This window comes from Marinobacter sp. SBS5 (assembly GCF_048285575.1).
Classification (GTDB): Bacteria; Pseudomonadota; Gammaproteobacteria; order Pseudomonadales; family Oleiphilaceae; genus Marinobacter.
On record NZ_JBLWAZ010000003.1, the window covers coordinates 259,822 to 278,280 of the forward strand.

Sequence of the window (18,459 nt, forward strand, 5' to 3'; positions counted from 1 at the left end):
GGCAGTCCCGAGTGGCTGCCCGGAATGTTCTACGGCCGTTTAGCGAGCCCCAACGATACCCGGCTCTACTTCCAGCCCTACCCCGAATTTTTTCTGCACCGACTCTCGCACCTCCTCGGCTAACGCCAAAACATCCGCGCCATTGCCATGCGAGTGGTTGATCAGTACCAGTGCCTGTCGATTATGGATGCCCACTCGGGCGTTGCGAAAGCCTTTCCAGCCGGCCTGATCAATCAACCAAGCCGCAGCCAACTTCACGCCATCGGCAAGTGGGTAAAACACCACGTCTGGGAAGCACTTATGCAAACGCTCGAACTGTGCTTGATCGATAACCGGGTTCTTAAAAAAGCTTCCTGTATTGGGTAGGGTATCAGGATCGGGCAATTTTCTTCGGCGTACTGCCATGACCGCCTCAGCCACTTCCAGAGGCGTAAGCTCTATGTTGCCGGTATCTCCCAGATAATCCTGAAGGTCACGATAACCGAGCTTAAGGGGAGCTGAACGAGACAAGCGCAGGCGAATCTCCAGAATGATATAACGCCCTGGATTGCGCTTGAAAAAACTGTCGCGATAGGCGAACTGACACTCTTCAGCGCTCAACGCAACCACCTTCCGGGAAACACAATCCAACGCGGTCACGCTCTCAAGGGTATCGCACAGCTCCACGCCGTAGGCGCCAATGTTCTGAACCGGCGCAGCCCCCGCCGTTCCGGGAATTAACGCGAGATTTTCAATTCCGCGATAACCGGAGCGAGCTGCGTAAAGCACCGCATCGTGCCAGTTTTCCCCTGCAGATAACGCCAGCACTGCCGAATCACCTTCTATCTTTTCCCAGCGTCTGCCACGTATCGCTATGTGCAGGACGAGCCCGTCAAAGTCACCGGCAAAGACGAGATTGCTACCACCGCCCAGTACCAACGTTTCCAACTGCCGCTCACCAGCAATGTCGAGAGCCCGCACCAGCTGGTCAGCACTCGCTATATCCGCAAACTGTTTGGCTTTGACGGCTATCGCCATCGTGTTCAGGTCTTTTAAATCAACCTGTTCGCGGATGTGCAGCCCGTAGCTCAAGCCAGCCGCCCCCGAATTTCTTCAAGCAACCCTTCACTGGCTTCCTGGATCAGATCGAGAACCTGTTCAAAGCCCTGATCACCGCCGTAATACGGATCCGGCACTTCAACTTCACTAGAGCGGCCGAACTCAAGAAACAGCCCCGGTTCCGTGCCACCGTTCTGACGCCAGATATCCAGCACATCCGCTAGGTTTGAGCGGTCCATTACCAGCACATAATCGAAGGTATCGAGGTCATTTGACGTGATCTGCCGCGCTTTGAGATCAGAGAGATCAATTCCTCGGCGCCCTGCCGCCTCGACGGACCGAGTGTCCGGAGATTTTCCGGTGTGCCAGTCCGCGGTGCCGCAAGAGTCGATAAACACCCTATCAGCCATACCCTGCTCTGTTACGAGCTGACGAAATACCCCTTCCGCACTGGGCGAACGACAAATATTTCCCAAACAGACAAAAAGCACCCGAACGGATTCAGACATGACGTCCTCCGACTTCCATCAACTTTCTGATTCGCACTAGATCTTCTTCCGTATCCACACCAGGCGCAGGAGGCCGCTCTGCAACATCCACATGAATACTGGCTCCGTTATACAGCGCCCGTAGCTGCTCCAAAGCTTCTACTTGCTCGGTTGGCGCAGGCGCCCAGCTGACAAAATCACTCAACACACTGGCCCGGTAACCGTAGATTCCAATGTGGCGGAAGTACCCGATTCCATCCGGCAGATCGATCTCTGCAGACGCGGCATTTTGAGGCCATGTATCGCGAGCCCAGGGAATCGGTGCCCGGCTAAAATAATGGGCAATGCCACGAGCATCAAACACCACTTTAACCACGTTTGGGTTCAACACCTGATGAGCGTCATGAATGCGCTCGCATAAAGTCGATATCGCCACTTCGGGATACCGCTCCAGATTGTCGGCTACCTGATTAATCAAAGCCGGCGGCAACAATGGCTCATCACCTTGAACATTCACGACCCGGTGCTCCGGTTCGAGCTCGAGCTTTCGCGCAACTTCTTCGAGCCGGTCAGTACCACTGGCGTGATTCGGTGAGGTCATAACCACTTCAGCCCCAAACGCCCGGCACGCTTCGTCGATGCGTGCATCGTCAGTCGCAACCACAACACGACCTGCCCGGCTTTCCTGAGCACGCTCATGCACGTGCTGGATCATAGGCTTGCCAGCAATCATCGCCAACGGTTTGCCCGGCAATCGGCTGGACGCATAGCGGGCGGGAATCACGACAGTAAAAGACATACAGACAATCCTGCTTACGGTTAACTCAGTGCTTGTCCAGACGCTCGTCTGTGCTCAGGGTACGGGCTTCAACCGCGATCATAACGGGAATACCCTCCCGAATCGGAAAAGCCATGGCGTCCTGATAACACACGAGCTCCGTGCGATCGTCGTTCAGTTTCAGCTCACCCTTGCACACTGGGCAAGCCAGCATAGACAGAAGTTTCTTATCCATGTTTTTTTCTCTCGGTCATTTTAGACTGCAACTGCTCAGAGCATGTGTTGAGCCGTTCCAGAAAGCGTTGTTCAAAAGGTTCAGACAAGCAGGCATCGACAGTCAACACCCAGGCGTTATCCGGTGCAAAACCGCGGCACTTCACAGCATCTTTGGCCGTCATCACCAGCCATTCACCCGCGCCAGAGGCCAGATCTTCCGGCCGGAATCGATGGTGATCCGGAAAAGCCACTTCCTGCACATGTGCCCGTAAGTTCCTCAGGGTGTCAAAGAAACGGCCCGGGTTACCAATACCGGCAACCCCACGCACGGGTTTTCCGTTAAGGGCTTCCGGGGCTCTGATTTCACCCGAATTAATGTTGACGAGGGAGGCAGGCTGCAACGCCATGGCATGGATATTCGCGTGTTCGGCACCGGCGAACTCATCGATACTCTGGCCGGCCGACGGGAACTCACCCCCATTCAGTATCACGAAATCAACCGAGTTAAGGCGATCAATGGGCTCTCTTAACGGGCCCACCGGTAGAATGGCCCCGTTTCCGATGCCTCTTTGAGCATCAAACACGGCCAATTCGATATCGCGAGGTAAACGGTAGTGCTGAAGGCCGTCATCGCAGATCAGAACGTTACCCAGATCTTGCTCCAGCGCCCAACGAGCGCCCCGGAGACGCTGAGGGTCAACCACGACCGGGCAACCCGTGGCCAGCGATAGCATGAGCGGCTCATCGCCACAAACACCGGCGGGTGTACCCTCTTTCACCAGCAGCGGATAATTATCACTCTTACCGCCATAGCCCCGACTCAGGATGACGGGCCGCCATCCCTGCTGGCGCATACAATCCACCAGCCGAGCCGTTAACGGCGATTTACCAGTGCCGCCTACGGTTATGTTACCTACCACAACCACAGGTACCGGCAAACTCTCGGCTTGAGCCTGCCACGCCTTTCGGCGTTTGGATTCAGATATGGTGCGGTAAAGCCAAGCTAGCGGCGCCAACACACCCAAGGGCCGAGTCTGGCCATACCATAAACGGTCAATCACATTGCTCATGAATGCTCACTGAACTGAACCTGATGCAGTTGCGCGTAGGCTCCCCGAGCCGCCAGCAGTTCGCTGTGGGTTCCCGACTCGATGATTCGACCATTATCCATCACCAGAATACGATCGGCCTTCTCGATGGTCGAAAGCCGGTGGGCAATCACCAGAGTGGTCCGCCCCTGCATAACCGTCTCAAGAGCCTTCTGGATATGCCGCTCTGATTCGGTATCCAGCGCTGATGTCGCTTCATCCAGTATCAAAATGGGCGCGTTCTTAAGCAGAGCTCTGGCAATCGCCAATCGCTGCCTTTGACCGCCAGAAAGCATCACACCATTATCACCGATCATGGTATCCAAGCCTTCGGGCATGCGGTCAATAAACTCAAGCGCGTGCGCCTTGGCAGCGGCTTCGCGAATCTCTTCCCGGCTACAGTCCCGCAACGCGCCATAGGCGATGTTTGCGGCAATCGTGTCGTTGAACAACACCACGTTCTGAGTAACCAAGGCTATCTGGGCACGGAGTGCTTCCAGAGAGAACTCCATCAGCGAATGCCCATCAACCCGGATATCACCACCGGTAAAGTCGTAAAAGCGTGGCAGCAGGCTTACCAGAGTGGATTTACCACTGCCTGAACGGCCGACCAGCGCAACACTTTGGCCCGCTGGCAAATCGATCGAAATCTCGTCCAGTACGTTATCCAACTGGTCGCGATAGCGAAACGACACCTGATCAAACTCAATATGCCCCTCAACACGTTCGGGCGCATGGGTGCCGCCATCTTTTTCCGGCTGCTCGTCCATGGTTTCGAACACATCGTAGGCCGCAGCAACACCCTTTTGGATCTTGGAATGAATGGAAGTCACCTGACGAATCGGCTTCGCCATGGTGGTAGCCGCCGTAATGAACGCTATCAGCTGCCCGGTGGTCATTTCACCGCGGATTTCCGGGGCCAGCATGGTCCAGACCAGCGCTGCGATCGCAATGGCAACCAACACCTGAATCACCGGCACACTGATGGCCTGAGTCGAGGCCATTTTCAAACTTTGTTTCAGGTTGCGTGCACTGACCTGTCGAAAGCGGTCCCTCTCGTAGTCGGCACCACCGAAGGTACGAACCACGCGATACCCGGAAATCGATTCCGTCGCCACATGGGTGATATCGCCCATAGAGCCCTGGATTCGCTTACTGATCTTACGAAACCGCTTGCTGGCGTAGCTGACAACAAAGCCAATAACAGGCCCAACAGTCAGGAACACCAATGTGAGCTTCCAATTGGTGTAGATCATGAAACCAAGTAAGCCGACGATGGTCAGGCCTTCTCGCAGGGTGATGGTGATCGCGTTGGTAGCAGCTTCGGCCACTTGCTCGACGTTGAACGTTAATTTCGACACCAACCGGCCAGCGGCATTTTCGTCAAAATAACGAGACGGCAGCGTCATCATTCGATCAAACACATCGTTGCGCAGCGCGTTAATCACATTACGCCCAACATAGCTTATGAAATACTGACTGAAGAAAGTGCCCAATCCTCGCAGCGCAAACACCCCAACAATCAAGGCGGTCAACATCACACGATTCTGCGAAGTCGGGTTCTCGATCGCGGTGATGACGTACTCCATGGCAGCCGCCATGCCCGTGGACGCTGCGGCGTAAAGCACGTTACCCACAACGGCTAATGAAAAAGCCAACCAGAAGGGCTTCACATAAGTCAGCAGGCGCTTGTAGGTTGTCCAGCTGCCCGTGGGCGGCGTTTTAAGGGGCTCGGGGATTGAGCTACTCACTGGGACTCAGCCTCCCGCTCGGTGGTGATGCTTAGTTTGGCAAACCCCAACCGGCCCGCCACATCCATTGCACGAACCACGAATTCATGAGGGGTCCGGGCATCTGCAGTAATGACAAACGGCAAGCTGTTATCCCCTTCGGCCAACTCACTGACACCACGCTCGAGGGTTTCCCGACGATTATTGACCAGCGTCTTATCGTTCAGGATGTATTGGCCCTCGGCATTAATGACTACGTCGATCTGACGCAGCTCTGCGGGCTGTGCAGGGTCGCCACTCGCCTCAGGCAGCTCGACCTCAAGATGACTTTCTCGAGTGAACGTCGTGGAGACCATAAAGAAAATCAGCAACAGGAACACCACGTCGATCAGTGGCGTCAGGTCTACCCCGACCTCCTGGCTTCTCTGGCGCTTGAACTTCACGGTGTTCAGGCTCCTTCCACGTCGATTTCGCGATCACCATGAACCACTTCAACCAACTTAATGGCTTCTTGCTCCATGTTGACCACTAATTCATCTACCCGGCGAATAAAATATCGGTGACAGATCAACGCGGGAATGGCCACACTCAAACCAGACGCAGTGGTAATCAGCGCTTCCGAGATACCACCTGCCAGGTTGCCGGCGTTGCCAACTCCCGCCAACTGGATTTCGGCAAACACCTTGATCATACCAATGACCGTGCCCAAGAGGCCGAGCAACGGTGTGATAGTTGCAATGGTCCCGAGCGGATTGAGAAAACGTTCCAGTTCGTGAATGACCTGACTGGCCTCATGTTCTATGCTTTCTTTCATGATCTCGCGACCATGCTTTGCATTCATAAGACCGCTCGCAAGTACTCGGCCCATAGGGGATGAGCCCTGTAGCGCTTTTAACTTTCGACCGTTCAGCTCTTTCTTTTTGATCCAGCGCCAAAGCTCGTTAAGCGATTGGGTCGGCGCCACACGGGAAGCACGCAACGACCAGAAACGCTCCAAAATAATCGCAAGCGCTAAAATGGAACAGGCAACAATAGGCACCATCAGGATGCCACCAGCTTTCAACAGCTCAAACACGCTTGATCTCCCTGATTAATGACAAGCCGCGCTACTTTAGCATAGCTGCCGGTACAGGCCACACCTGCAATGTCACGGCATTTTACATTGATCACGGGTCAGGCCCGGACCAGCAATCCAGAACGGCCCCTGTCGCTTTGCTTCAACGATCTTCGGGTTATCCGGCTCAAAGCTAACCGATAGCTGTCCTGAACACGCCGTACTCAAGGGCACCGCACCAACCTGTTGATATCGATCCACAACATCCCGGTGCGGGTGCCCATAACGATGCCGATACCCGGCGGTGTAAATCACCCAATTCGGCTCCGCAGCCGAGACCCACCGCATCGAAGATGACGTTTTACTACCATGATGCGGAGCCACCACAATGCGGCGCCCCGAAAACGCCGGCAACCAATCCAACCCGGGATCAGCTAGCATTTCCGCTTCCACCTTGCGACTGATGTCGCCGGTGAGGACCACATCCACCCCGGTCTCGGGATGAAATACACGCAGGACACAGGAGGCATCGTTTCCGGATGGCTCCGCGCGGCTGCGCCAGAAACTCAGCTCAAACTCTCCCATCACCCGAGGCAATCGTGGGCAGCCCTGAATCACCGCAGCTGGATGGCGATCCAATTTCTGTCGCACCACCTCTGGCTCTCCGGTTGAGATCATCCCTATGGATAACTCATCCAGCAAAACAGATAGCCCGCCCGAGTGATCACTATCGCCGTGACTCACCACAAGATGGTCAACATGGTTCACGCCAAGCGCCTTAAGATTTGGCAGCAACACCGACTCTACCGCAGAGTACACACCTGTGACTTCCGGCCCCGTGTCATACAACAAGACTTGGCTCCCGGTGCGCACCAATACTGACAAACCCTGCCCGACATCCCAGATACGAACCTCGGGTACCGCCACTGAGGGATTAACCGGCTTTGCATTACTCAACCAACCGGAGCCTAACCACCCCACGACAGCCACTGCGCTGAGGACGCGAAACCGCCAGTCCGGAAAGCGCAACGCCAGCAAGGTCACCACGGCCAGAACGACCAACACAGGTTGCGATGCATTTGGCAGCGGGTATACCGGTATAACCTCCACCCCTTTAAGCAGGTACCATAAGACCCCGAGCACCGCATCAAAGCCATCGATCACATAACCGGCCAACGAGCCACCACTCACTACGACCAACAACGTTCCAACAAACAACACCGGCATCACCACGAACGACACCCAAGGAATCGCGACCAGATTGGCCAACACTCCCGCTACGGGCTGTACTTGGTCAAATGCATGGAGAACAGGCCAAAGACCGGCAAACACCGCGCACTGGGCGAGCATCAAACCTGCCAGCCAACCCAGCTTCCCTAAACGGCTTGAGAACACCAAAATGAGCAGAGCCACAGCCAAAAAAGAAAGCCAGAACCCCTGATCGAGCGGCGCGAAAGGATCAAGCAGCAGCACGCTCGCCAATGCAACAACAAAAGGCCGCCAAGGACTCACCTCTCGAGCTTTAACAAGAAGCCACCCGCCAACAACCACCATCACCAGCGCGCGACGTGTAGGTACGGTCATTCCGGCCAACAAGGCATACAACAGGCAAGCGAGCAACACCACTCCATAAACCGTATTGCGGATATAGTTTTCCGAAACGCGCCCCACAGCTACTAACAATAAGAGGCGCCGGCTGATCAGCCCCGCGACCAATGCCACTAACCCTAAATGCAACCCGGAAATAGCGACCAAATGAATGGTGCCGGTCGCCTTTAGCGTTTGCCACTGCTCTGCAGAAAGGTGAGCTCGATTCCCAATCAGTAAGGAGGCCACTAAAGAATAGTGCTTTGCCGCTCCAAAATAACGTTCAACCGCTGAGGCCGTTTCCCGATGCCAAGCGCGATAGGAGCACGCCAAGCCACAGGCCGATTCAGGCAACCCTTCCACGCTCCGCACACTACCCGTTGCACGCACACCCTGCCTGAACAGCCAATCCTCGTAGCGAAAACCTTCGTCATTGAGGTTTCCATGTGGCCGTTTGAGTACCACCTGAAGCGTTATTGGCCGTAAAGGCAGCACCTTATCGCCCGAACCGTACCAGGCAAGCCGAATCTTATCGGGGAGCTCGCCGTTTTCCACGGAATCGAGCGCGCTTGGCCAGCTGTCCACGCAAAAGCTAAAACGAAGACTGTTAAAGCTTCCGGGTTGCGGCAGATCACAAACATACCCGGACACGATCAACGAAACCCCCTCTTCCACTGACGGAAGCCGTTGCTGTATGCGCGAGTCTGCATTCCAGGCAGCCCATCCCAGCCCGACAAACGCCCAAATCAACCAAAGAAAAACGGCACGAAAGCGGGAGGCTTTCGCAAGCAAAAGCAGCGGTAGTACAATTAGGGATAAAAACAGCCACGGATAAGGTGGCAATACCGAGAACCGATACAGTAAGATAACGCCGCAACTAAATGCGAACAGGCCCATAGGGCTAAGTAGAGATCTTTCAGCTTTAGTGCTGAACTGGGTGTTTCTGGACAATCCTTGTCCTCCGATCAAAATCGACGCTCCCCATGCGCCGGTTACCATCCATACCGAGAGAACAGGCCGAACGTCCAATGCCGAAGAGGTTTATGAAACGGTATCTGCCGACTCCAGAAAAAGTGCAGTCTATGAAGAGCCTGCACTTTCTAGGCGATATCCTTCACGAGCCCAACTTGTGGCACATCAATCGCCACTGTGTGGCTCGAGCCTTTCTGATCGGTATCTGGTTTTGTTTTATTCCGATGCCCTTCCAAATGGTTGCCGCGGCATTTTTCGCCATTTGGTTTAATGCAAATCTGCCGCTATCCGTCGCACTGGTTTGGATTAGCAACCCGCTGACCATGCCACCGATCTTCTACTTCAATTATAAAATCGGTGCCTGGATACTGGATCGTCCGGTACTGCCTTTCGAGTTCCACGCAAACTGGCACTGGGTCAGCGACCGCCTGTTTGAAATCGGAATCCCGCTCTACCTTGGGTCACTGCTGCTTGCCACGATAAGCGCGTGTATTGCCTATTTGGCCGTACAATACCTGTGGCGCCGAAAAGTACGCTCTGACTGGCAACTGCGCCGCCGCCTGAGAATCAGACAGCAGCGCTCCAATCCTCAGGACTCCTGAACCAGCGTTCCCTGCTCCAATCGCAGCACTCGCCCCAAACTTTTGGCCATCCCCATGTCATGGGTCACCATGATGAAGGCAGTGCCCGAGTTATCCCGTAAATCCTGAATCAGCGCCCTTATACCTTCACCCGTGTGCTGGTCCAGGTTACCCGTAGGCTCATCCATCAACACGCAGTTGGGCTCGTTAACCAGAGCTCTGGCGATGGCGACACGCTGGCGCTCGCCCCCCGATAACTCACCCGGCTTGTGGCGAAGGCGCTGCGCCAGACCCACTCGCTCCAGTAACGCCTCAGCTTTGGGCTTCGCCTGTCTCGGAGACTGCCCACCTAACGCCAAGGGCATCATGACATTTTCAAGTGCCGTGAATTCAGGCAGCAGATGGTGAAACTGGTATACAAACCCCAGATGCCCATTACGGAATCGCGCGCGCCCCGCCTCCGACATCCCGTGAATATTCTGACCACAGATTTCTATCTGGCCGGATGACGGCTTATCCAAACCACCCAGTAGGTTCAATAGAGTGGTTTTACCCGCGCCGCTACTACCCACAATCGCAACCGTTTCACCAGCCGACACTTCCAACGAAATATCGGAAAATATCGTCAGCTTTTCCGGACCTTCGCTGTAGGTGCGCGTGACTTTCCGGCAATCAATCACCAAAGGCGTGGCTGTGTTTGTCATCGATACATCACTCATAGCGCAAAGCCTCCGCCGGTTCGACTCGCGACGCCCGCCAAGCCGGGTAAATCGTTGCCAGCAGGCTCATCGCCAAGCCAGCACCACTAATCACTGCCACATCCTGCCATTGCAACTGAGAAGGCAGGTAGCTGATAAAGTACACATCGGCACTCAGGAACTGGTGCCCCATGGCAGCCTCGAGCCAAGCGATAAAAGCGCTGATATTCAAGGCTCCCAGCACGCCCAACGCCGTGCCAATTAATGTACCGAACACACCGATGACGGCGCCCTGAATAATAAAGATGCGCATAATTCGGCCCGGGGTAGCCCCCATAGTCCGCAGAATGGCGATATCGGCGGTTTTATCAGTCACCACCATCACCAGCGTAGAGACAATGTTGAACGCCGCAACGGCAACGATAAACATCAACAACAGCCCGATCATGGTCTTTTCCATGCGGATGGCATTGAACAAATTGCCATGAGTGCGAGTCCAATCCGATACGTAATAACGGCCGCCTAAACCAGAGGCTACGTCGTTAACCACCCGCGGAGCCGAGAACAAGTCATCCATCAGCAGGCGAAGCCCTTCAGCTTTGCCACCCGTGCGCATCAGTCGAGACGCATCATCCATGTGAATCAGTGCGTAATTACCGTCCAACTCGGCGCCGACACTAAAAATGCCTTTTACGGTGAAGCGTTTCAGCCGTGGCAAAACACCCGCTGGAGTCACTGAAGCCTCAGGCAACACCACCGTTAACTTGTCGCCTATGCCCAACCGAAGACTGTTGGCCATCAACCGGCCGATAATAATGCCGAATTCACCGGACTTGAGATCGTCCAGCCCACCTTCTACAAAATGGTTTTCAATGATCGAAACTGAGGCTTCTTGCTCCGGCAATATACCGCTCAGCATCACACCGCGAACATTACCACCCCCCGTAACCATCCCCTGGCCCTGAATAAACGGCGCAGCGGCCAGAACGTCAGGGTTCTGCTCCACACGGCGATCAAGCTCTTCCCAATCATTTAAAGGCCCGGACGCACCTTGAATGGTGGCATGAGGAACCATACCCAAAATGCGTTGCTTGAGCTCCTGATCAAAACCGTTCATCACAGACAGCACAATGATCAGTACCGCTACCCCCAACATGAGGCCGATCATGGATGTGAGAGAGATAAACGAAATAAAGTGATTACGACGCTTGGCTGCGGTGTACCGCAAACCAATGTAAAACGATAAGGGTCTGAACATGGGGAGGTGCCTGTCGCTACCTTCGGGTCTGTCGTGGTTTAAGAAACTGCTAAACTACTCTGTACTAACAACATTTCTTAGCTATCTGGAGAAAGGATGCCAAGCCAAGATACTACGGGCTCAACAACCCGGTCGCCACAAGATCGTCGGGAGTTTTTCCGGATCCAGGACCGTATTGGTCTGGAAATCCGAAGACTCGAGGAGAATGATCCGGCGGATCCCAACCTCTTCAACGACACGCCTCTAGACTCACTGAAAGCCGAATACCGCCGGCTCGACCAGGACATAAAAACGCATCTGGCCAACATTGCCGAACGCGACCGCTTGCTCACGGGTTTGATAACAACCCTAAACAGTAAGATGGACGCGTTGGCACGCATTATCGCCTTTGAGCAAAATCCGTTGCAACCTGATGACTGGCAAGATGTGACAATGAGCGAGGGCGGCTTGGTCTTTTTCAGCCCGTCAGTTACTTGGCAAGCGGGGGACCGAATGGCGGTCCGCATGACGCTTCCTCCAGAACTTTACCAACCGCAGGCCATTGCCCGCGTGATCGATCTCGAACGCGACACCTCCGGGGGCGCATGGGTTCAAGCTGCCTTTACTGAACTTGAGGAAAGCGACCGCCAACAAATTGCGCGCCATGTGATGCGGTGGCAGATAAGGCAGAAACGAAAAGAGTAGACTCACAATAAAGTGTTGGCTTTTAGCAAGCTTTTCACCATATTACGCTTTATCCATGTGCCAAAGAAGGCCGCGGCAACCCAAGCATTAATGGAGAACCTGATGAAAAAGAAATCAAACTTGCGCACAGCACTCGGCCTGGCAGCCCTGCTAACCACCGGAATGGCACCGGCACTTCATGCCGAAGACTTAACGATTCCAGTGGGCAGCCAAGCCGATCGCAATACAATCAGCCTGCCGAGCAACGGCATGAGCCAGGCATCCGTCCGCCAGCGCTGGGGTAACCCCAAAGATATTCGCGGGCCCGTTGGCCAGCCGCCCATCAGTCAATGGCACTACGCCGACTTTGTGGTCTATTTCGAGCGCGACCTCGTCATGCACGCCGTGGTCAAACGCCAAAAAAACTGATTTCAAAGGTTTTGCTTGAAAGTTTCTCCACTCCCAGCCTGACGTTAGGATAACGGTCAGATAGAATGGCAGTTTCTGCGAACCAAGGTGGCTTATTACAGTGAGATCCAAGCGAGTTTTGCCTGCCGAGTGGGCGCCCCAGAGTGCCGTCATGCTGACCTGGCCTCATCCCGGGACCGACTGGGCCCGGATTATGTCAGACGTAGAACCTGTCTTTCTGGCCATCGCCAAGGCTGTACTTCGTTTCGAACATCTGATCATCAGCTGCGAATACGTTGCCCGATTGCAGGAACTCGGCGACGAACTGAATAAATGGGCAGAAGATAGCCAAATGCCCGGCAGAGTTATCACAGTTCCGGCACCCGCCAACGATACTTGGGCGAGAGATCACGGCCCTATTACCGTTCAGACTAATAGCGGCCCGACCCTGATCGACTTCAAGTTCAATGCTTGGGGCGAAAAGTTTAACTGGGAAAAAGACAACGCTCTAAACCTGCACTTGGCCGGTGCTCGCGTGTTTGGCGCACACCCTATGCAAACAGTCGACTTCGTACTTGAAGGCGGCTCGATCGAGTCCGATGGCGAAGGGACGCTACTGACTACCAGCGAATGCCTGCTCACACCCTCCCGAAACCCGACGATGGACCGCACAAGCATCGAACAGCTTCTTACCGAGATGCTGGGCGCGGAGCGAATTCTTTGGCTGAACCATGGGTATTTGGCCGGCGACGACACTGATAGCCATATCGACACTCTGGCTCGCTTCTGCGCGCCTGACCATATCTGCTATGTCGCCTGCCCAGACGTAGCTGATGAGCACTACAGCGCGCTCGCCGCTATGGAAGAAGAGCTGCAGGGTTTCTCCCAGAAGGATGGGACCCCCTACAAGCTGACCGCTTTACCTTGGCCCGATGCCATTTTCGACGAAGACGGCGAGCGACTGCCGGCAACCTATGCCAACTTCCTGATCATCAACGATGCCGTGTTACTGCCGACTTACGGCGTGCCGCAAGATCAAGAAGCCATAGGCGTTATGGCTGACATTTTCCCCGACCGGGAGATCATTCCTATCAACTGCCGCCCTCTGATTTACCAGCATGGCAGCTTACACTGCGTCACCATGCAGATTCCGGCAGGAGTCGTAGAACTATGAGCCAGGCAAACAGCCACAACGAACTCACTGTAGCCGCCATTCAGCAGAGCTGCAGTGACGACAAAGAAGTCAGTTTGGCGACATCAGAACGATTGATCCGGGAAGCCGTAAAAGGCGGCGCCCAACTGGTGGTTCTGCAAGAACTGCACGCCACTCTGTATTTCTGCCAAACCGAAGACACAGCCGTGTTCGAACTTGCAGAACCTATCCCAGGCCCCACGAGCGACCGCTTGGCAAATCTGGCGAAAGAGCTTGGCATAGTACTGGTAGGCTCGATCTTCGAGCGCCGTATGAATGGCGTGTACCACAACACCTCCGTTGTTTTTGAAACGGACGGTAGCCTTGCCGGTATTTACCGGAAAATGCACATCCCCGACGACCCGGGCTTTTACGAAAAGTTCTACTTCACCCCTGGCGACGCGAACTTTAACAACGGTAGCAGCGGGTTTACGCCCATCCAGACCTCTGTCGGTAAACTGGGTGTTTTGGTGTGCTGGGATCAATGGTACCCGGAAGCCGCGCGATTGATGGCTTTGGCGGGCGCTGAAATCCTGATCTACCCAACCGCCATTGGCTGGGACATCACCGATGACCAGGACGAGCAAGCGCGCCAGCTTGATGCCTGGGTTACCGTACAACGTGGTCATGCAGTGGCCAACAACCTACCTGTGATCGCCCCTAACCGGGTCGGCACAGAACCGGACCCATCAGGACAAACCGATGGCATTCGTTTTTGGGGCAACAGCTTCATCTGCGGCCCGCAGGGTGAATTCCTTGCTCGCGCTGACGACCAGCAAGAGAGCATTCTGATCACCACACTGGACCGAAACCGTTCGGAATCCGTTCGCAGAATTTGGCCGTACCTGAGAGACAGACGGATCGATGCTTACGGGGACATTGTAAAGCGGGTCAGGGATTAATTGCGGCATGAAGCAAAAGCTGGATAACGTTGTTAGCGTACTCAACACCATATTGTTGGGCAAAGAACCTCAAGTGCGCCTTGCTCTGTGCGGTTTGCTCGCTCGAGGCCACCTGCTAATCGAAGACATCCCCGGCATGGGCAAAACAACGCTGTCCCACGCTCTGGCCAGTATCATGGGCCTCAGCTATCAACGAATTCAGTTCACCAACGATCTGTTGCCTGCTGACGTGCTGGGTTACTCCATGTACGACAAGCAGGCCAACAACCTGGTGTTTCACCCGGGCCCTATTTTCGCGCAAGTCGTGCTGGCCGACGAAATCAACCGGGCATCCCCGCGCACCCAAAGTGCGCTACTGGAAGCCATGGAAGAACGGCAAGTTTCTATAGAAGGCGAAACTCGCCCGCTACCCTCTCCGTTCTTTGTGATCGCCACGCAAAATCCGATCGAACAGGGTGGCACCTTCCCTCTACCCGAATCTCAACTCGACCGCTTTCTGATGCGCCTGAAACTGGGCTACCCAGATCCCAAGGCAGAGCGAGAACTGCTGGAGGGAGAAGACCGAAGAGCATTGACGGCACGCCTAGAGGCGATCCTGCCACAGGCAGAGCTTGAACAAGCACAGACAGCGGCAGAAAAAGTCTCCGCAAGCCCTGCCCTGCTCGACTACCTGCAACGCTTGCTCGAACAAAGCCGACGGATGCCGGGCTTAATGTACGGGCTATCACCACGAGCCGGTCTAGGTTTACTGCGCGCAGCCAAAGCCTGGGCATTAATGGCTGGTCGAGATCACGTGCTGCCAGACGACCTACAAGCTGTATTCCCTTCCGTGGCCGAACATCGCCTGGAGCAAGGGGAAACCGGCAAGAGCCATGAACGGGTCCGTCAACTTCTGAGCACGGTATCGGTCCTGTAATACCCGCTGTCCATATAGCCTGCATCAATGAACGGTATATTTGGAAACAAATGGAAGCCAATCAAATTCGTGTTAGCCTTTTACCACGATTCGAACCCTGAGCTCCCCCAATGAGCTCAAACCAGACCAAACTATTAGCGAGATTTCGATGAGCACAACCCAACACTCCCGCCTGATCATTCTTGGCTCCGGCCCGGCCGGTTACACCGCTGCGGTCTATGCAGCCCGCGCTAACCTGAACCCGACACTGATTACCGGCATTGAAGTGGGCGGGCAGCTCACCACCACCACTGACGTCGACAACTGGCCAGGCGACAACGACGGCGTTCAAGGCCCGGAACTGATGCAGCGCATGCAGAAGCATGCCGAGCGTTTTGAAACATCCATTGTTTATGACACCATCAATGAAGCCGATCTGCAAAACCGCCCGTTCCGCTTGAAGGGTGACAGCGGCGAGTACACTTGTGACGCCTTGATCATTGCCACCGGCGCATCGGCCATGTACCTGGGCATGGAGTCTGAAGAAAAATTCAAAGGCCAAGGCGTATCGGCCTGCGCTACCTGTGACGGTTTCTTCTACCGCAAACAGAAAGTCGCGGTCATTGGCGGCGGCAACACCGCAGTTGAAGAAGCGCTGTATCTGTCCAACATTGCTGACGAAGTGACTCTTGTACACCGTCGCGACAAACTGCGCTCAGAAAAGATTCTTCAGGACAAACTGTTCGAAAAAGCTGAAAACGGCAATGTGAACATCGTCTGGAACCACACACTGGATGAAGTGCTAGGCGATGGTACCGGTGTTACCGGCATGCGCATCAAAAGTACAGAAGACGGCAGCACACAGGAAATGGATCTGGCGGGTGTCTTCATTGCCATCGGCCACAAACCCAATACCGACCTGTTTGCCGGCCAACTGGACATGGAAAACGGCTACCTGAAAATCAAATCCGGATTGGAAGGCATGGCCACCCAAACCAGCATTCCAGGTGTCTTCGCTGCGGGTGATGTGGCAGACCACGTTTACCGTCAGGCGGTCACGTCTGCGGGCTTCGGCTGCATGGCAGCTCTGGACGCAGAGAAGTTTCTGGATCAGCAGGACTAAGGCGAACTCGTCAACATGACGTCGTTACCATGGATCGAACCAGACGAACTCTGGTTCCCTCCCGCTGAAGAAGCGCTAGACGACCCTGACGGCCTGCTGGCCGTTGGTGGAGACCTGTCTCCGGACAGACTCCAGCTGGCCTACCGGAACGGTATTTTCCCTTGGTTCAGTGATGACCAACCCATTCTGTGGTGGTCTCCTGACCCGAGGTGCGTCTTAATACCCGGAAATATTCACGTCTCTCGCAGTCTGCGCCGCACCCTCAATCAGCAACGATTCCGGATAACGGCAGACCAATGCTTTAGCCGAGTCATCCGGCTTTGCGCGTCTATTCGCGCCGAAGGCACGTGGATCACTGACGAGATGATCGATGCCTACAGCGAACTTCATCGCTTAGGCACTGCTCACTCTATCGAAGTGTGGAATCAGAACGGCGAGCTTGCCGGAGGAATGTACGGTGTCGCTATAGGGCGGTGTTTCTTCGGGGAGTCCATGTTCTCCCTTGAAACGAATGCATCAAAAGTCCTCATGGTCCACCTGGCCCACCAACTGCAAGCGTGGGGCTATGAGATCATGGATTGCCAGGTTGAGAGCAGCCACCTACTTTCCATGGGTGCGACAACAGTTTCACGCTCCGAATTTTTATCTATACTCAAGGCATGTGTTGACGCCAAACCAGAAGAATCAGAGTGGAACTTCACATGGCAGTGGCCTCGTTAGGAGAAGTGCATGAGTAATCTCCGAACGCTCGTTTTCTTTGCAACCCCCGCCCACGATTGCAGCTACCTTCCTGATCGTGAAGCCACCACCATGTTTGTTGACCCTAGAGCGAAAATTGATAAAAAACTCTACAGCCAATTGACCGCCCTCGGTTTTCGTCGCAGCGGTTCACACTATTACCGCCCTCACTGCGAATCGTGCTCTGCCTGCGTCCCTGTGCGCCTGAAGGTTGATAAGTTCCAGCCAGACCGCAGCCAACGCAGAGTACTCAAGATGAACGCTGACCTTGCATGCCGGCTCGTGCCAGCCGCATACAACGAACGCTATTACCGCCTATATGCCCATTACATCGAAGAGCGCCATCAAGATGGCGACATGTACCCTCCCACTCGAGAACAGTTCACCTCGTTTTTAGTCGAAGGCTCCACCGACTCCTGGTTTCTGGAAATCACTCTGAACGATGAACTTATAGGGCTAGCCGCCATCGACTTACTCGACGATGGCCTGTCTGCCATATACACGGTCTTTGCACCGGAATACGAATCTCGAAGTCTCGGCACTTTTGCTGTGCTCTGGCAAATTGAAGAGGCCCGAGCACGAGAGCTGCCCCACCTTTATCTAGGCTATTGGATTAAAGACTGTAAAAAAATGAGTTACAAAACCCGTTACAGACCCATCGAGGCACTACAAGATGGTCAGTGGCATGAAATGAGAAGCACCTGATTTTTGCCAAACGGCAAGAATTCAGGCAGAATTGCGCAATTTAAAATCACCGAAAGTATTCCGAACGAGGTTTTTACTGAATGGCGAAATCAGATGTCATTGAAATGGAAGGCGTTATTCTAGACACGCTTCCTAACACCATGTTCCGCGTTGAGCTGTCAAACGGCCACGTTGTGACCGCACACATCTCAGGAAAGATGCGCAAGAACTACATCCGCATCCTGACTGGCGACAAGGTCAAGGTAGAGCTGACTCCCTATGACCTGAGCAAAGGCCGCATCGTTTACCGCGCCCGTTAATGCTCCAGTGACATCTGAAAAGCCCCGCTAATGCGGGGCTTTTTTG

General features: G+C 54.6%; 21 protein-coding genes. 10 read left to right on the forward strand and 11 right to left on the reverse strand.

What is annotated here, in order from left to right:
* Positions 1–39: 39 nt before the first annotated feature.
* From murB to ACNQ6O_RS08305, 9 genes are all read right to left on the reverse strand, one after another.
* A complete protein-coding gene (gene murB / locus ACNQ6O_RS08265) occupies positions 40–1,071 on the reverse strand; it encodes a UDP-N-acetylmuramate dehydrogenase (protein ID WP_418052759.1) in 1,032 nt (343 codons plus the stop codon).
* Entirely contained in the window at positions 1,068–1,547 is a 480-nt protein-coding gene (locus tag ACNQ6O_RS08270) for a low molecular weight protein-tyrosine-phosphatase (RefSeq protein ID WP_418052760.1), read from the reverse strand. The genes murB and ACNQ6O_RS08270 overlap by 4 nt, the downstream gene beginning before the upstream one ends.
* Positions 1,540–2,325 carry a 3-deoxy-manno-octulosonate cytidylyltransferase gene (kdsB, locus tag ACNQ6O_RS08275; RefSeq protein ID WP_418052761.1) on the reverse strand — a complete coding sequence of 262 codons (786 nt, stop codon included), beginning with the start codon at positions 2,323–2,325 and terminating at the stop codon, positions 1,540–1,542. Before kdsB ends, ACNQ6O_RS08270 begins: the two co-directional genes overlap by 8 nt.
* A gap of 25 nt (positions 2,326–2,350) precedes the next feature.
* The gene (locus ACNQ6O_RS08280; protein WP_114333532.1) at positions 2,351–2,539 is read right to left on the reverse strand and encodes a Trm112 family protein; all 189 of its coding nucleotides are present in this window, start codon (positions 2,537–2,539) and stop codon (positions 2,351–2,353) included.
* On the reverse strand, positions 2,532–3,590 hold the full coding sequence (lpxK, locus tag ACNQ6O_RS08285) for a tetraacyldisaccharide 4'-kinase (protein ID WP_418052762.1): 1,059 nt from the start codon (positions 3,588–3,590) through the stop codon (positions 2,532–2,534). The genes ACNQ6O_RS08280 and lpxK overlap by 8 nt, the downstream gene beginning before the upstream one ends.
* Positions 3,587–5,359: a lipid A export permease/ATP-binding protein MsbA gene (gene msbA, locus ACNQ6O_RS08290; protein WP_418052763.1), complete on the reverse strand. Its 1,773-nt coding sequence runs from the start codon at positions 5,357–5,359 to the stop codon at positions 3,587–3,589. Before msbA ends, lpxK begins: the two co-directional genes overlap by 4 nt.
* Complete coding sequence (locus tag ACNQ6O_RS08295) at positions 5,356–5,781, reverse strand: ExbD/TolR family protein (protein WP_418052764.1); 426 nt, start codon at positions 5,779–5,781, stop codon at positions 5,356–5,358. The genes msbA and ACNQ6O_RS08295 overlap by 4 nt, the downstream gene beginning before the upstream one ends.
* Positions 5,782–5,786: 5 nt before the next feature.
* Complete coding sequence (locus tag ACNQ6O_RS08300; RefSeq protein ID WP_418052765.1) at positions 5,787–6,413, reverse strand: MotA/TolQ/ExbB proton channel family protein; 627 nt, start codon at positions 6,411–6,413, stop codon at positions 5,787–5,789.
* Between the two features lie 72 nt (positions 6,414–6,485).
* A complete protein-coding gene (locus ACNQ6O_RS08305) occupies positions 6,486–8,978 on the reverse strand; it encodes a DNA internalization-related competence protein ComEC/Rec2 (RefSeq protein WP_418052766.1) in 2,493 nt (830 codons plus the stop codon).
* Positions 8,979–9,007: 29 nt separating this feature from the next.
* Between ACNQ6O_RS08305 and ACNQ6O_RS08310 the strand changes: the two genes are divergently transcribed.
* Entirely contained in the window at positions 9,008–9,553 is a 546-nt protein-coding gene (locus ACNQ6O_RS08310) for a DUF2062 domain-containing protein (RefSeq protein WP_418052767.1), read from the forward strand.
* Here the strand turns inward: ACNQ6O_RS08310 and lolD are convergent.
* Positions 9,541–10,251, reverse strand: a complete 711-nt coding sequence (gene lolD / locus ACNQ6O_RS08315; protein ID WP_418052768.1) for a lipoprotein-releasing ABC transporter ATP-binding protein LolD — start codon at positions 10,249–10,251, stop codon at positions 9,541–9,543. The two genes, ACNQ6O_RS08310 and lolD, sit on opposite strands and share 13 nt — an antisense overlap.
* A complete protein-coding gene (locus tag ACNQ6O_RS08320) occupies positions 10,244–11,488 on the reverse strand; it encodes a lipoprotein-releasing ABC transporter permease subunit (RefSeq protein ID WP_418052769.1) in 1,245 nt (414 codons plus the stop codon). The genes lolD and ACNQ6O_RS08320 overlap by 8 nt, the downstream gene beginning before the upstream one ends.
* A 96-nt stretch (positions 11,489–11,584) precedes the next feature.
* On the opposite strand from ACNQ6O_RS08320, the gene ACNQ6O_RS08325 reads away from it, so the two are divergent.
* The 9 genes from ACNQ6O_RS08325 to infA all read left to right on the forward strand — a co-directional run bounded on the left by ACNQ6O_RS08325 (position 11,585) and on the right by infA (position 18,413).
* Positions 11,585–12,172 (forward strand): PilZ domain-containing protein, encoded by a 588-nt coding sequence (locus ACNQ6O_RS08325; protein ID WP_418052770.1) that lies wholly within the window; start codon positions 11,585–11,587, stop codon positions 12,170–12,172.
* A 102-nt stretch (positions 12,173–12,274) separates the two neighbouring features.
* Positions 12,275–12,580, forward strand: a complete 306-nt coding sequence (locus ACNQ6O_RS08330) for a hypothetical protein (protein WP_418052771.1) — start codon at positions 12,275–12,277, stop codon at positions 12,578–12,580.
* 100 nt (positions 12,581–12,680) lie between these two features.
* Positions 12,681–13,733 (forward strand): agmatine deiminase family protein, encoded by a 1,053-nt coding sequence (locus tag ACNQ6O_RS08335; protein ID WP_418052772.1) that lies wholly within the window; start codon positions 12,681–12,683, stop codon positions 13,731–13,733.
* Positions 13,730–14,653: a carbon-nitrogen hydrolase gene (locus tag ACNQ6O_RS08340; protein ID WP_418052773.1), complete on the forward strand. Its 924-nt coding sequence runs from the start codon at positions 13,730–13,732 to the stop codon at positions 14,651–14,653. The genes ACNQ6O_RS08335 and ACNQ6O_RS08340 overlap by 4 nt, the downstream gene beginning before the upstream one ends.
* A gap of 7 nt (positions 14,654–14,660) precedes the next feature.
* Positions 14,661–15,569 (forward strand): AAA family ATPase, encoded by a 909-nt coding sequence (locus tag ACNQ6O_RS08345; protein ID WP_418052774.1) that lies wholly within the window; start codon positions 14,661–14,663, stop codon positions 15,567–15,569.
* Positions 15,570–15,717: 148 nt separating this feature from the next.
* Positions 15,718–16,671 (forward strand): thioredoxin-disulfide reductase, encoded by a 954-nt coding sequence (gene trxB, locus ACNQ6O_RS08350; RefSeq protein ID WP_418052775.1) that lies wholly within the window; start codon positions 15,718–15,720, stop codon positions 16,669–16,671.
* Between the two features lie 15 nt (positions 16,672–16,686).
* Positions 16,687–17,391: a leucyl/phenylalanyl-tRNA--protein transferase gene (gene aat / locus ACNQ6O_RS08355; RefSeq protein ID WP_418052776.1), complete on the forward strand. Its 705-nt coding sequence runs from the start codon at positions 16,687–16,689 to the stop codon at positions 17,389–17,391.
* A gap of 9 nt (positions 17,392–17,400) precedes the next feature.
* Positions 17,401–18,114 carry an arginyltransferase gene (locus ACNQ6O_RS08360; protein ID WP_418052777.1) on the forward strand — a complete coding sequence of 238 codons (714 nt, stop codon included), beginning with the start codon at positions 17,401–17,403 and terminating at the stop codon, positions 18,112–18,114.
* A gap of 80 nt (positions 18,115–18,194) precedes the next feature.
* Entirely contained in the window at positions 18,195–18,413 is a 219-nt protein-coding gene (infA, locus tag ACNQ6O_RS08365; protein WP_044386042.1) for a translation initiation factor IF-1, read from the forward strand.
* Positions 18,414–18,459: the final 46 nt, after the last annotated feature.

What these genes read in the sequence shown, in the direction of transcription:
- ACNQ6O_RS08270 (WP_418052760.1), bottom strand. Translation starts at nt 1,547, where the DNA reads ATGTCTGAATCCGTTCGGGTGCTTTTTGTCTGTTTGGGAAATATTTGT.
- kdsB (WP_418052761.1), bottom strand. Translation starts at nt 2,325, where the DNA reads ATGTCTTTTACTGTCGTGATTCCCGCCCGCTATGCGTCCAGCCGATTG.
- ACNQ6O_RS08280 (WP_114333532.1), bottom strand. Translation starts at nt 2,539, where the DNA reads ATGGATAAGAAACTTCTGTCTATGCTGGCTTGCCCAGTGTGCAAGGGT.
- lpxK (WP_418052762.1), bottom strand. Translation starts at nt 3,590, where the DNA reads ATGAGCAATGTGATTGACCGTTTATGGTATGGCCAGACTCGGCCCTTG.
- ACNQ6O_RS08305 (WP_418052766.1), bottom strand. Translation starts at nt 8,978, where the DNA reads ATGGTAACCGGCGCATGGGGAGCGTCGATTTTGATCGGAGGACAAGGA.
- ACNQ6O_RS08310 (WP_418052767.1), top strand. Translation starts at nt 9,008, where the DNA reads ATGCCGAAGAGGTTTATGAAACGGTATCTGCCGACTCCAGAAAAAGTG.
- lolD (WP_418052768.1), bottom strand. Translation starts at nt 10,251, where the DNA reads ATGAGTGATGTATCGATGACAAACACAGCCACGCCTTTGGTGATTGAT.
- ACNQ6O_RS08320 (WP_418052769.1), bottom strand. Translation starts at nt 11,488, where the DNA reads ATGTTCAGACCCTTATCGTTTTACATTGGTTTGCGGTACACCGCAGCC.
- ACNQ6O_RS08325 (WP_418052770.1), top strand. Translation starts at nt 11,585, where the DNA reads ATGCCAAGCCAAGATACTACGGGCTCAACAACCCGGTCGCCACAAGAT.
- ACNQ6O_RS08330 (WP_418052771.1), top strand. Translation starts at nt 12,275, where the DNA reads ATGAAAAAGAAATCAAACTTGCGCACAGCACTCGGCCTGGCAGCCCTG.
- ACNQ6O_RS08340 (WP_418052773.1), top strand. Translation starts at nt 13,730, where the DNA reads ATGAGCCAGGCAAACAGCCACAACGAACTCACTGTAGCCGCCATTCAG.
- ACNQ6O_RS08345 (WP_418052774.1), top strand. Translation starts at nt 14,661, where the DNA reads ATGAAGCAAAAGCTGGATAACGTTGTTAGCGTACTCAACACCATATTG.
- trxB (WP_418052775.1), top strand. Translation starts at nt 15,718, where the DNA reads ATGAGCACAACCCAACACTCCCGCCTGATCATTCTTGGCTCCGGCCCG.
- aat (WP_418052776.1), top strand. Translation starts at nt 16,687, where the DNA reads ATGACGTCGTTACCATGGATCGAACCAGACGAACTCTGGTTCCCTCCC.
- ACNQ6O_RS08360 (WP_418052777.1), top strand. Translation starts at nt 17,401, where the DNA reads ATGAGTAATCTCCGAACGCTCGTTTTCTTTGCAACCCCCGCCCACGAT.
- infA (WP_044386042.1), top strand. Translation starts at nt 18,195, where the DNA reads ATGGCGAAATCAGATGTCATTGAAATGGAAGGCGTTATTCTAGACACG.